Annotated in this window: 10 protein-coding genes; 8 read left to right on the forward strand and 2 right to left on the reverse strand. The window is 46.2% G+C overall.

Annotation, left to right across the window (positions count from 1 at the left end; translation table 11 throughout):
- Positions 1 to 72: 72 nt before the first annotated feature.
- Positions 73 to 360: an HU family DNA-binding protein gene (locus ACTQ53_RS00795; protein WP_153123056.1), complete on the reverse strand. Its 288-nt coding sequence runs from the start codon at positions 358 to 360 to the stop codon at positions 73 to 75.
- A gap of 167 nt (positions 361 to 527) precedes the next feature.
- Between ACTQ53_RS00795 and ACTQ53_RS00800 the strand changes: the two genes are divergently transcribed.
- The 8 genes from ACTQ53_RS00800 to carB all read left to right on the forward strand — a co-directional run bounded on the left by ACTQ53_RS00800 (position 528) and on the right by carB (position 13,192).
- Complete coding sequence (locus ACTQ53_RS00800) at positions 528 to 1,361, forward strand: TPM domain-containing protein (protein ID WP_441931665.1); 834 nt, start codon at positions 528 to 530, stop codon at positions 1,359 to 1,361.
- Between the two features lie 70 nt (positions 1,362 to 1,431).
- Entirely contained in the window at positions 1,432 to 2,013 is a 582-nt protein-coding gene (locus ACTQ53_RS00805) for a LemA family protein (protein WP_294968711.1), read from the forward strand.
- A 242-nt stretch (positions 2,014 to 2,255) separates the two neighbouring features.
- Entirely contained in the window at positions 2,256 to 3,713 is a 1,458-nt protein-coding gene (gene pyk / locus ACTQ53_RS00810) for a pyruvate kinase (protein ID WP_294968708.1), read from the forward strand.
- A gap of 194 nt (positions 3,714 to 3,907) precedes the next feature.
- Positions 3,908 to 4,708: a polysaccharide biosynthesis/export family protein gene (locus ACTQ53_RS00815; RefSeq protein WP_218417510.1), complete on the forward strand. Its 801-nt coding sequence runs from the start codon at positions 3,908 to 3,910 to the stop codon at positions 4,706 to 4,708.
- Between the two features lie 61 nt (positions 4,709 to 4,769).
- Positions 4,770 to 6,674 carry a glutamine--fructose-6-phosphate transaminase (isomerizing) gene (gene glmS / locus ACTQ53_RS00820; RefSeq protein WP_153123046.1) on the forward strand — a complete coding sequence of 635 codons (1,905 nt, stop codon included), beginning with the start codon at positions 4,770 to 4,772 and terminating at the stop codon, positions 6,672 to 6,674.
- A 108-nt stretch (positions 6,675 to 6,782) separates the two neighbouring features.
- Complete coding sequence (locus ACTQ53_RS00825; RefSeq protein ID WP_294968702.1) at positions 6,783 to 8,666, forward strand: amidophosphoribosyltransferase; 1,884 nt, start codon at positions 6,783 to 6,785, stop codon at positions 8,664 to 8,666.
- Positions 8,667 to 8,741: 75 nt separating this feature from the next.
- Positions 8,742 to 9,821, forward strand: a complete 1,080-nt coding sequence (gene carA, locus ACTQ53_RS00830) for a glutamine-hydrolyzing carbamoyl-phosphate synthase small subunit (RefSeq protein ID WP_441931691.1) — start codon at positions 8,742 to 8,744, stop codon at positions 9,819 to 9,821.
- Between the two features lie 137 nt (positions 9,822 to 9,958).
- Positions 9,959 to 13,192: a carbamoyl-phosphate synthase (glutamine-hydrolyzing) large subunit gene (carB, locus tag ACTQ53_RS00835; protein ID WP_294968699.1), complete on the forward strand. Its 3,234-nt coding sequence runs from the start codon at positions 9,959 to 9,961 to the stop codon at positions 13,190 to 13,192.
- Between the two features lie 121 nt (positions 13,193 to 13,313).
- On the opposite strand, the gene ACTQ53_RS00840 is transcribed toward carB, so the two are convergent.
- Positions 13,314 to 13,652: a helix-turn-helix domain-containing protein gene (locus ACTQ53_RS00840; RefSeq protein WP_441931666.1), complete on the reverse strand. Its 339-nt coding sequence runs from the start codon at positions 13,650 to 13,652 to the stop codon at positions 13,314 to 13,316.
- Positions 13,653 to 13,952: the final 300 nt, after the last annotated feature.

Below are 13,952 nucleotides of genomic sequence, written 5' to 3' on the forward strand. Positions count from 1 at the left end.
TTATTATAATAAATGATATCTCGCTAAAGAAATATTCTCTAAATTATAGCTAAAGTAAATCGACCTCTGCGATTACTTAGCTGCGTTCTGCATCTCCTCGATGAAACTCTTAGAAGGCTTGAAACTTGGCAAGTCGTGAGCTGGGATGGTGATGGTAGTATTCTTAGAGATGTTACGAGCAGTCTTTGCTGCACGATGCTTGATGTTGAAGCTACCGAAACCGCGCATAAATACGCTATCCTTCTTCTCGATCAGGCACTTCTTGACTTCGTCCATGAATGCCTCTACCACAGTGCTAACCTCTTTCTTAGGAATACCTGTGTTCATCGATACTTCGTTGATGATATCTGCTTTTGTCATTTCTTGTATATTTTGTTTATTTTACTTATTTATCTTAAATCGGTGTGCAAAGATACAAGTTTTTTATGATATAACAAAATAGTTAAGGTTTTTTTTGCAAAAAAAATGCTCTAAGTATTTGCATATTAGGTTTTTATTCTGTATTTTTGCATCAAAAATGAGAAAATATGGCTTTTAAGAGATATTTTACACTGATTGTGTTTGTGGCATTCGGCATCTTGTCGTTGGCTGCCAAGAGGGAATGGAAAGCGGATGATGTGCCGATTCCTTTCCTGCAGGATTCTACGCAATATGTTTCCGATCCTGATGGCTATTTAGATAAGGCGCAGAAGGATTCTGCCAATTTCTATCTGCAGAAGTTGAAGTTGGAATGTGGTGTGCAGAATGTGCTTATCATTGTGGGCAAGGTGGATAATCAGGATGCTTTCCGGATGGCACAGGATGTGGGCAATAAATATGGTATCGGATATAAGAAAAGCCGAAGAGGATTGGTCGTCGTCATCGCTGTAGAAGACCATAAGTATTTTATCGCTCCCGGTAGTGGACTGGAGGGCGAGTTGACGGATGTAGACTGTGATGATATCGCTAGGGCTTGCATCGTGAAGAACATGCGGGAAGACAAACCTGGAGAGGCGGTTGCCTCCGTGAGTCGTGCTATATATAATAAGGTGAAAAGCGGACGCACCGGAATTGAGTCGGTAGACGAGGGGACTGTGAATGATGAAGAGGATTGGGCACTGGTTGTTATCCTGTTCCTTCTCTTTTTCGGAATCCCGATTTATTACCTCATCCGTTACATCCTGGAGCAGGTAGGTTTGGTAAAGCCAAGACCGAAGGGCAAGGGGAGAAACCAGTCGCGGAGAAGAAATGATGATGACGACTGGTTGCCGCCGTTCTTCATGGGCGGCGGAGGATTCTCTGGCGGTGGAGGAGGCGGCTTCTCTGGCGGATCCTTTGGCGGCGGAACTTTTTCAGGAGGTGGCTCCGGAGGAAGCTGGTGATAGTTAGTAGTTTACGCAGGTAATCAATAGTCAATAATATAACAATGTATAATTAATAAATAAAAGGATTATGAAGAAAACAGGATGGATTATCTTAGGCGTCATCGTTGTGTTGGTGCTATGGGTATTCAGTGGTTATAATGGTTTGGTAGAGAAGCAGGAGCAGGCTACCACCGAGTTGGCAAACGTACAGACTCAGTATCAGCGTCGTGCCGACATGATGCCACAGTTGGCTAAGATCGTGAAGGCGTATGCCAAGCATGAAAAGGAGACTTTCGAAGCTGTAACCAAGGCTCGTGCAGCTGTTGGTCAGGTTAAGCTGGATGCTAGCAATCTGACAGAAGCTAAGTTGAAGGAATATACGGCTGCTCAAGGAGAATTGGCGAATGCATTCTCCAAGTTGATGGTTGTTGCGGAAAAATATCCGGAGTTGAAGGCTAGTGAGAATTTCAAGTCTTTGCAGATTCAGGAAGAGGGTACAGAGAATCGTATCAGTGAAGCCCGTCGCAAATATAATGATGCTGTTCAGGCTTATAATCAGACAGCTAGAAAAATGCCAACTGCCCTTATTGCTGGTATTTTCAATTTCCAGACCATGCCGAAATTCGAGGCATCTGCAGGAGCAGAGAAGGCTCCAGATTTGGATATCTGATTCTGATAAAAATGATATGGAATTGTTTGTAGAATGATAGTCTAGCCAATGAAGGAATTCCTTCTTGGCTAGATTTTTTTGTTGTAATCTTCTTTCAAACTGAAAGTATCGCAATATTTTATATATATTTTGTAATTAAGATGATATGTTTTTCAGAAATTCTTTGTACCTTTGCACAAAATTTGGGAAATGTGATTGAAAAGTCACGATAACATTGATATTTCAACAAGGTAATTACAAATATGAAACAAACAAAGATTGTTGCTTCCATCAGTGATCGCAGATGCGATCAAGATTTTATCCGAAAACTGTTTTTTGCGGGTATGAACGTGGTTCGTATGAACACCGCACATGCTACAGAAGATGGAATCCGTACCATTGTCAAGAATGTTAGAGCCGTGTCTCCACATATTGGTATCATGATTGATACTAAGGGACCTGAGGTGCGTACTACTGACGTCAAGGAACCTATACATTATAATATAGGTGACGTGGTGAAAATCTTCGGTCGTCCGGAAATGGAGTCTTCTCACGATATCGTGAACTTAAGCTATCCAGATATTGCTGCTGACGTAAAGGTGGGTGATGACATCTTGTTTGATGATGGCGAACTCGACATGAAGGTGATGGAGGTTCAAGGACCTATGCTTGTGGCAGAAGTTCAGAACGAGGGTATGCTGGGTGCTCATAAGAGCGTGAATGTACCAGGTGAGCATATCGATTTGCCTGCACTTACGGAGAAAGACCGTAAGAATATTGAGCTGGCTATCGAATTGGATATTGATTTCATTGCTCACTCATTTGTGCGTAGTGCAGCAGATGTAAAGGCTGTTCAGGACATCTTGGATGCTCACAACAGTGATATCAAGATTATTTCTAAGATTGAAAACCAGGAGGGTGTAGATAATATTGATGAAATCATTGATGCTTGCTACGGCATCATGGTTGCCCGTGGAGATTTGGGTATTGAGGTGCCTATAGAGAAGATTCCGGGTATCCAGCGCCGAATCATCGCCAAGTGTGTGAAGGCTCAAAAGCCAGTTATTGTGGCTACCCAGATGCTTCATACCATGATTAAGAATCCGCGTCCTACCCGAGCAGAGGTAACTGATATTGCCAATGCTATCTTCTATCGTACAGATGCCTTGATGCTTTCTGGAGAAACTGCTAGCGGTAAATATCCAGTAGAGGCAGTTCAGACTATGGCTCGTATTGCCGAGCAGGCAGAGAAGGATAAGTCACCTCTTAACGACATCAATCCTATGGATGGCGGTAAAATAGACCAGAAACTCTTTTTGGCTCACGCTGCTATTGAAGCTACCAAGCAGTTGGGCGTGGCTGGTATCATCACTGATGGTGAAACCGGTCAGACTGCACGCGACTTGGCTGCCTTCCGTGGCCCAAATCCTGTACTTGCCATCTGCTATAAGGAGAAGCTTCAGCGCTGGTTGAACCTGAGCTATGGCATCATTCCTATTCATCAGAAAGATCATGTTTCTTCTAAGGATATGTTCACAGCTGCTGTGCGTATGCTTCGTCAGAAAGGATATCTGCAGGAAGAGAATAAGATAGCATACTTGAGTGGTAGCTTTGGCGAGGGTGGTGGCACTACCTTTGTTGAAATCAATAAGGTAAAGAAGATCTTCGACAATAGCTATACTTTCAATCTGCCATCAAATGGAATAGAAGACAAGAAATAAAAAGCCGTCAGGTTTTCGCTTCAGGAATGCAATTTGGGGTGAATTATAGTACTCTTTTCTTTGCGTGTGAAGCCAAAAAGGCTACATATTTCATAAAAAATAAATATTTCTGAAATTATTGGTGCAAAATATTTGCAGCATTCAAAAAAATGCTGTATTTTTGCACCAATAATGTATAACGAAATTTGTTTGTGATGAAAAAAATCATTCTTTCAGCGCTTGTCGCTTTAACTATGGTCTTGATGCTCGGCAGTTGCGGTAGCACCAAGAGCGTGGCTTATTTTCAAAACATTGATTCTATCAGTTTAGCGGGTTCTAGAATTCTTTATGAGGCAAAGATTATGCCTAAGGATGAACTGACCATTACCGTGATTACCACAGATCCAAAGGCTGCGATGCCTTTCAACTTGTCTGTTTCTAATACAATTGGTACTGGTGGACAGTTGAGTACTTCTGGCGGAACATTGCAGGGATACCTGGTAGATAATCATGGTAATATCGAGTTTCCTGTTGTTGGGACACTGCACGTAGGAGGCATGACCAAGAAAGAGGCCGAGGATCTTGTAAAGAGCAAGGTAAAACCTTATTTGGCAGAAACGGAAAATCCTATCGTCACTGTTCGTATGGCTAGCTATCATGTCTCGATATTGGGTGAGGTTACCAAGCCTGGTATAATTTCTGTACCACAGGAGAAGATGAGTATCCTTGAGGCTTTGGCGCAGGCTGGTGACTTGACAATCTACGGTAGACGTGATAATGTGATTCTGATTCGTCAGGATGCACAGGGTGAGAAACATTATCATCGTTTGAATCTTAATGATGCTAATGTCATCAGTTCGCCATTCTATTATCTTCAGCAGAATGATATTATCTATGTTGAGCCTAACAAGGTAAAGGCACAGAATTCTGCTATCGGTTCTTCCACTACATTGGTTATGTCGGGATTGAGCATTTTGACATCTATAGCCTCTTTGGTGGTCAATATCTTGCGATAAGTGAAAGAGAGAAAAGGTCAGGAATAATAAACAGATTTACAACATATAAAGATATATAAGTATGTGTGGCATAGTAGGATATTTAGGTAAGGGAGATGCTTATCCAGCTCTCATCAAGGGGTTGAAGCGTTTGGAATACCGCGGGTATGACTCTGCGGGTGTAGCCCTTATTAGCAATGATGGCTCTTTGAACGTATATAAGGCAAAGGGCAAGGTGGCAGATCTTGAAGCGTTCTGCTCAGACAAGGATATTTCTGGACATGTGGGTATCGCTCATACTCGTTGGGCTACACACGGAGAGCCTTCAGCTGTGAATGCTCATCCTCATTATTCTTCCAGCAAGAATCTTGCCATGATTCATAATGGTATTATCGAGAACTATGCCGACATCAAGAAAAACCTGATTGCCAAGGGTGTGGAGTTCAAGAGCGAGACCGATACAGAGGTCCTCGTACAGCTCATCGAATACATTCAGGTGAAGAAGGATCTTGATCTGTTGACTGCCGTTCAGGTAGCGCTCCGTCAGGTGATTGGCGCTTATGCCATCGCTATTCTTGACAAGCGTCACCCTGACCAGATTATTGCTGCCCGCAAGCAGAGTCCATTGGTTGTAGGTATCGGTGAGGACGGAGAGTTTTATCTCGGTTCTGATGCCAGTCCTATCATCGAATATACTGATAAGGTGGTTTATCTGGAGGATGGCAACATCGCTGTGATGCGTCTCGGTCAGGAATTGCAGGTCGTAAACATCCAGAACGTAAAGCTCAACCCTGAGGTGCAGACCGTGGACATTGACCTTGGTCAGATAGAGAAGGGCGGTTTCCCTCACTTCATGCTGAAGGAAATCTTCGAACAGCCTGAGTGCCTGCGCAACTGTATGCGTGGCCGTGTGGTAAGTCGCACCGTGGAAACCCGTGTGATGACAGATGGCGACGATACAACCTGCAAGACGGAGACAGAGATGGGCGTAGTGCTCAGCTCCATCACCGACCATCGCCAGCAGCTCCTCAATGCCAAGCGAATCATCATCGTGGCTTGTGGAACATCATGGCACGCTGGACTCATCGGCAAGCAGATGATAGAGAATTACTGTCGCATCCCAGTGGAAGTGGAATATGCATCAGAATTCCGTTACCGCAATCCTGTGGTAACGAAGGATGATGTCGTCATCGCCATTTCCCAGAGTGGTGAAACCGCTGATACCCTGGCAGCCATCAAGCTTGCCAAGGAGAGCGGTGCGTTTATCTATGGTATCTGTAACTCTATCGGTTCTTCCATCGCACGAGAGACAGATACGGGTACCTATATTCATGTAGGTCCGGAGATTGGTGTTGCCTCTACCAAGGCGTTCACCGGTCAGGTTACCGTTCTTATCCTCCTGGCACTTGCCATCGGTAAGGAGAGGGGAACCATCAGTGAAAACGAATATCAGAAGATTACAGAGCAGCTTTGGAACATTCCTGCCAAGATGAAGGAAGTGTTGAAGCTGAACAATAAGATAGCTGACTTGAGCCGTACCTTTACGTATGCGCGCAATTTCATCTATCTGGGTCGCGGATTCCAGTATCCTGTAGCCCTTGAAGGTGCATTGAAGTTGAAGGAGATTAGCTACATCCACGCTGAAGGTTATCCTGCAGCGGAGATGAAACATGGTCCTATCGCATTGATAGACAGCGATATGCCAGTGGTAGTTATCGCTACCCACAACTTCATGTACGAGAAGGTCTTGTCTAATATCCAGGAAATCAAGGCCCGTCAGGGTCGTGTCATTGCCATTGTGAGCAAGGGTGATGAAACTATTTCCAAGATTGCCGACGAAGTGATTGAACTCCCTGAGACCTTGGAGTGCCTGGAGCCATTATTGGCTACCATTCCTTTGCAGCTTCTGGCTTATCATGTAGCTGTATGTAAGGGCAAGGATGTTGACCAACCTAGAAATTTGGCCAAGTCAGTTACTGTCGAATAAAAAATAAAGGGAATCGTCGTTTCTTGACGTTTCCCTTTTTTTGGAGGGGTATCCCTTCGCAGTAGGTATATTCAAATTTAACTAAATAAGATAAAGGATAATTGAGAGATGGAACCATTGAAACATGAATGTGGCGTAGCAATGATCAGATTGCTCAAGCCATTGGAGTATTACCAGCAGAAGTACGGCACCTGGATGTACGCACTCAACAAACTCTATCTGATGATGGAGAAACAGCACAACCGTGGACAGGAGGGTGCTGGTATGGCTTGTGTCAAACTGGGCGGAAAGCCTGGTCATGAGTATATGTTTCGTGAGCGTGCAGAGGGTAAGAACGCCGTGACGGAGATATTCGGCAAGGCGAATGCCAACTTCAAGAACCTGACTCCCGAGCAGCTTGCTGATGCTAAGTTTGCCAAAGAGGAACTGCCTTTCGCAGGCGAACTCTACATGGGACACCTGCGCTACAGTACCACCGGAAAGAGTGGCATCCAGTATGTGCACCCATTCCTGCGCCGCAACAACTGGAAGGCGAAGAACCTCTGCCTTTGCGGCAACTTCAACATGACCAACGTAGATGAAATCTTCCAGGAGCTGACCAAGCAGGGCCAGAGCCCACGCATCTACAGCGACACCTACATCATGCTCGAACTGATGGGCCACCGACTTGACAGAGAGGTGGAGCGAAACTTCGTGGCAGCAAAGGCGATGGAGATGGAGAACACCGACATCACCAACTACATCGAAGACCACGTGAAGATGAGCAATGTGCTCAAGACCACGATGAAGAATTTCGACGGCGGTTATGTGGTCTGTGGAATCACCGGTTCGGGAGAGATGTTCTCCATGCGCGACCCTTGGGGCATTCGTCCTGCTTTCTACTACAAGAACGATGAAATCGTAGTAGTAGCCAGCGAGCGCCCTGTGCTTCAGACCACCTTCGACCTGGAGGCAGAGGATGTGCAGGAGCTGATGCCGGGCACGGCACTTCTCGTGAAGAAGAACGGCGAGTGCAGCATCGAGCGCATCATGGAGCAGAAGGGTGATTCTGCCTGCTCATTCGAGCGCATCTACTTCAGCCGTGGTTCCGACAAGGATATCTACCAGGAGCGTAAGCAGTTGGGCGAGCAGTTGACCCAGCCTATCCTGAAGGCAGTGGATTACGATGTAGATCACACCGTGTTCAGCTACATCCCGAACACAGCCGAGGTGGCTTACTATGGCATGTTGAGCGGTTTCAAGAAGTATCTCAACGAAAGCAAGATAGAACAGATTGCCAACCTCGACCATATTCCATCTAAGGAAGAATTATACGATATTCTCGGCGATTTCGTCCGTTCGGAGAAGATTGCATGGAAGGATATCAAGCTCCGTACCTTCATCACCGAGGGCAACAGCCGCAACGACCTGGCGAGCCACGTGTATGATGTAACCTACGGAAGCATCGAGCCGAATGTGGATAATCTCGTTATCATCGACGACAGTATTGTGCGCGGTACTACCCTGAAGGAGAGTATCCTCCGCATCCTCGACCGTCTGCATCCTAAGAAGATTGTAGTCGTATCCAGTGCCCCTCAGATCCGCTATCCGGATTATTACGGCATCGATATGGCAAGACTGGAAGAGTTCTGCGTGTTCCGTGCGGCCATCCAGCTTTTGAAAGAGCGCAAGATGGAGGACTTCATCGAGCAGACCTACGAGGCATGCAAGGCAGAACTTGCCAAGCCGAAGGAGGAGCAGGTGAACCCGGTGCGTGCCATCTACAAGCCATTCACCATCGAGGAAATCAACGAGAAGATAGTAGAGATGCTTCGCCCGGAGGGCATGACCACTCCTATCCAGCTCGTATTCCAGAGTATCGAGGGCTTGCGCGAGGCGATTCCAAACCACAAGGGCGACTGGTATTTCACCGGTCATTATCCAACCCCAGGCGGCACGAAGCTCTGCAACCAGTCGTTTGTGAACTATATCGAAAACGTTTATCATAAATAAGTGAAGAGAGAAGAACGAAGAGTGAAGAATTCATTTGCTCTTATAAGTATGAAATAAAAGAATCAAATGTCAGATATGAAAAAAGTAACCTTAGTTTTGAGTGATGGAACCAAGTTCCATGGCAAATCTTTTGGATATGATGCTCCTGTAGCGGGCGAGGTTGTGTTCAACACAGCCATGATGGGATATCCAGAGAGTTTGACCGACCCTTCTTACGCCGGTCAGTTGATGACACTTACATTCCCTCTCGTGGGCAACTATGGTGTGCCACCATTTACTTTCGAGGAGAACGGTTTGCCAACCTTCATGGAGAGTGACAAGATTTATGCTTCTGCCATCATCGTGAATGATTACAGCGAGCAGTACAGCCACTGGAATGCAGTGGAGAGTCTTGCCGACTGGTTGAAGCGCGAAAAGGTGCCAGGAATCACAGGCATCGATACCCGTGAGTTGACTAAGGTGCTTCGTGAGCATGGTGTGATGATGGGTAAGATTCTCTTTGATGATGAACCAGACAACATCCCTGAGGCTAACTACGAGGGTGTAAACTTCGTTGACCAGGTGAGCTGCAAGGAGATTATCCGTTACAACGAGGGTGCCGGCAAGAAGGTGGTTCTCGTTGACTGCGGTGTGAAGGCAAACATCATCCGTTGCCTCATCAACAGAGGCGTTGAGGTGATTCGTGTGCCTTGGAATTACGATTACACCGATATGGATTTCGACGGACTGTTCCTTGCCAATGGTCCTGGCGACCCAGATATGTGTGAGGATGCTGTTAATATTATTCGCAAGCAGATCAGCCAGAGCCGCAAGCCTATCTGCGGTATCTGCATGGGTAACCAGTTGCTTTCCAAGGCTGCCGGTGCTACTATCTACAAGTTGAAGTATGGTCACCGTTCACACAACCAGCCAGTGCGCTTGGTAGGAACCAACAATTGCTACATCACCTCTCAGAACCACGGTTATGCCGTTGATGCCAAGACATTGGGCAACGACTGGGAGGAACTCTTTGTAAATATGAATGATGGCTCTAACGAGGGTATCCGCCACAAGGTGAACCCTTGGTTCTCAAGCCAGTTCCACCCAGAGGCTTGCTCAGGCCCTGTGGATACAGAGTTCATGTTTGATAAGTTTGTAGAAACACTCAAACATTGAACTTTGAGATTTGAATATTGAACTTTATGATTAGCTTACTGTGCTTGCAAGTAAAAAGTAATCAAACAGTTCAAAGTTCAAAGTTCAAAGGAAAAGTAATCAAACAGTTCAAAGTTCAAAATTCAAAGTAAATAAAGATGAAAGACGAAAATATAAAGAAGGTGCTCCTCTTAGGTTCAGGAGCCTTGAAGATCGGTGAAGCAGGTGAGTTCGACTACTCAGGTTCGCAGGCCCTGAAGGCATTGCGCGAAGAAGGTGTCGAGACTGTGCTCATCAACCCGAATATCGCAACCGTACAGACATCAGAAGGTGTTGCCGACCAGATTTACTTCCTGCCAGTGCAGCCATACTTCGTAGAGCGTGTCATCCAGAAGGAGAAGCCAGACGGTATCCTCCTCAGTTTCGGTGGCCAGACTGCCCTCAACTGTGGTGTGGAACTCTATCGCCAGGGCATCCTGGAGAAATATAATGTCAAGGTATTGGGTACTCCAGTACAGGCTATCATGGATACTGAGGACCGTGAGCTCTTCGTAGAGAAGCTGGATGAAATCAACGTGAAGACCATCAAGAGCGAGGCTTGCGAGAACATCGAGCAGACCCGCAAGGCTGCTGCTGAGCTCGGCTATCCTGTCATCATCCGTGCTGCTTACGCCTTGGGTGGACTCGGTTCAGGTTTCGCAGACAACGAGGAGGAGCTGAACAAACTCGCAGAGAAGGCTTTCTCTTTCTCTCCACAGGTATTGGTAGAGAAAAGTTTGAAGGGCTGGAAAGAGATTGAGTATGAGGTAGTTCGCGACCGTTACGACAACTGTATCACAGTTTGTAACATGGAGAACTTCGACCCACTGGGAATCCATACTGGTGAGAGTATCGTCATCGCTCCATCTCAGACCCTGAGCAATTCTGAGTATCATAAGCTCCGTGCCCTCGCCATCAAGATTATCCGTCACATCGGAATCGTGGGTGAGTGTAACGTGCAGTATGCCTTCGACCCTAAGAGCGAGGACTATCGCGTAATCGAGGTGAATGCCCGCTTGAGCCGTTCATCAGCCTTGGCATCTAAGGCTACTGGTTATCCTCTTGCCTTCGTTGCAGCCAAGCTCGGTATGGGCTACGGTCTGTTCGAGTTGAAGAACTCAGTAACCAAGACCACATCTGCCTTCTTTGAGCCAGCATTGGACTACGTGGTATGTAAGATTCCACGTTGGGACTTGTCTAAGTTCCGTGGCGTAGATAAGGAGTTGGGTTCATCTATGAAGTCAGTAGGTGAGGTAATGGCCATCGGCCGCAACTTCGAGGAGGCCATCCAGAAGGGTCTTCGTATGATTGGTCAGGGCATGCACGGTTTCGTAGAGAACAAGGAACTTGAAATCGACGATATCGATGCAGCTTTGCGCGAGCCAACAGATAAGCGTGTGTTCGTGATTTCAAAGGCAATGCACAAGGGCTATACCGTAGATCAGATTCACGACTTGACCAAGATTGACAAGTGGTTCCTAGAGAAGTTGAAGCACATCATCGACATCGACGAGGCGATGAAGAAGTGCAACATCAATACTCTTGACCAGGAATTACTCCGCACCGCTAAGGTTTACGGTTTTACCGACTTTCAGGTAGCCCGTGCCGTGGGCTTGGAGCAAGAGTTGGGCAACATGCACAAGGCAGCCCTCCTGGTTCGTAACAAGCGCAAGAGCTATGGCATCCTGCCTGTAGTGAAGCAGATTGATACCCTGGCAGCAGAGTATCCTGCTCAGACCAACTACCTCTATGTAACTTACGCTGGCGTGAAGAGCGACATCACCTTCGAGAACGATCACCGTTCTATCATCGTACTCGGTTCAGGTGCTTACCGCATCGGTTCTTCAGTAGAGTTCGACTGGTGTGGCGTTCAGGCATTGAACACCATCCGCAAGGAAGGCTGGCGCTCTGTGATGATCAACTACAACCCAGAGACCGTTTCTACCGACTACGATATGTGCGACCGTCTCTACTTCGACGAGTTGACCTTCGAGCGTGTGATGGATATCATCGAGATGGAGCAGCCTCATGGCGTCATCGTATCTACCGGTGGTCAGATTCCAAACAACCTGGCTATGCACCTGGATGCACAGAACGTGCCAATCCTGGGTACTGCTGCCAAGGACATCGATAATGCTGAGGACCGTGCCAAGTTCTCTCAGATGTTGACCAACAACGGCATCAACCAGCCAGAGTGGAGCGCCCTGACCTCTATGGAGGACATCGACAACTTCATCGAGCGTGTAGGCTTCCCTGTATTGGTTCGTCCTAGCTACGTGCTTTCTGGTGCTGCGATGAACGTATGTTCTAACGAGGAAGAACTGAAGCGATTCCTGCAGTTGGCAGCCAATGTAAGTGAGGATCACCCAGTGGTAGTTAGTAAGTTTATCGAACATGCCAAGGAGATTGAGATGGATGCTGTGGCAAAGAATGGCGAGGTGATTGCCTATGCGATTTCCGAGCACATCGAGTTTGCCGGTGTTCACTCAGGCGATGCTACCATCCAGTTCCCTCCTCAGAAGTTGTATGTTGAGACAGTTCGTCGTGTGAAGCGAGTAGGTCGTCAGATTGCCAAGGAGTTGCACATCAACGGTCCGTTCAACATCCAGTTCATGGCTCGTGACAATGATATTCTCGTTATCGAGTGTAACTTGCGTGCCAGCCGTTCTTTCCCATTTGTGAGCAAGGTATTGAAGATCAACCTCATCGAGTTGGCTACCCGCGTGATGCTCGGTTTGCCAGTAGAAAAGCCACATAAGAACCTCTTCGATCTCGACTATGTAGGTATCAAGGCATCCCAGTTCAGCTTCAACCGTTTGCAGAAGGCAGACCCAGTATTGGGCGTGGATATGAGCAGTACGGGTGAGGTAGGTTGCTTGGGCGACGATACATCTACCGCTCTTCTGAAGAGTATGCTTTCTGTGGGTCATCGCATTCCAGCCAAGAACATCCTGCTTTCTACAGGTTCTGCCAAGCAGAAGGTAGATTTGCTCGATGCTGCCCAGATGCTGGTTAAGCATGGTTACAAGCTGTATGCAACTGGTGGTAGTAGCAAGTTCCTCACCGAGAATGGCATTGAGAACACCCGTGTGCTCTGGCCATCAGAGGAGGCAGAAGGCGGTGCGCCTAAGGCTTTGGAGATGCTCCACAACCACGAGATTGATATGGTAGTGAATATTCCGAAGAACTTGACCAGCAGCGAGTTGAGCAATGGTTACAAGATTCGTCGTGCTGCCATCGACCTGAACGTGCCATTGATTACCAACAGCCGTCTGGCGAGTGCGTTCATCTATGCATTCTGCACCACCAAGCTCGAGGATATCGACATCAAGGCTTGGGGAGAGTATAAATAATGTTTAGTGATTATTTATTAGTGATTAAGAATTGACAGTTTAGTCATTCTTGATGATTCCCAATAGAAAAATCCCTGCTGTAGGAAAGGCTTCCTATAGTAGGGATTTATTATTTGTATGACTATTTTTTGCACATATCCTCAGCTACCATCATAACAACATTTTGCGTATTTGGAAGTTTGTATGGACGATGGCTCTGTGTTGTGGTAATGATATCATCACCAAGAACCGTCGCCATCTTTGCGATTGTAGCTAATGTGAGATTATGTGTTCCACTCAACCAACGACTCACTTCTGTTTCAGTCTTGCCAAGAGCCTTTGCAAAATCACGCTGTTTCATATTTCGTTCCTGTAATAGTTCAAAGACTCTGTTGGCAATAGCAACGCATAAGTCGACTTGTTTGTTTGTGTCCGCAGGAGTTGACTTGCGGATTTCATCCATCAGTTTATTTGTTTTCATATTACGTCCTCCTTATTATAGTCGATATCTATAGTCAATTCAAGTGGTCCATGTAAATTTGTACCATTGATTGTTATGATTCTTTTATTTTCAAGTTTCTTTATAATAATGTCTATCGTACATCTTGGGCATATTGGTCCTTATAGGTGAGAAGGAATTTCTCAAATTCGGTATATTCCTCACCCTCGAATCTTGGAGAATAAAGGCTGACTTTTTCTCCAGTTTCCAATAGCTCTATTAATAAGTTCTTTTCCATATAACTTATATTTTTGCTGCAAAGATAAACATAAAAGTTGATTT

This window comes from Prevotella sp. Sow4_E9_plate, from assembly GCF_052116205.1.
Classification (GTDB): domain Bacteria; phylum Bacteroidota; class Bacteroidia; order Bacteroidales; family Bacteroidaceae; genus Prevotella.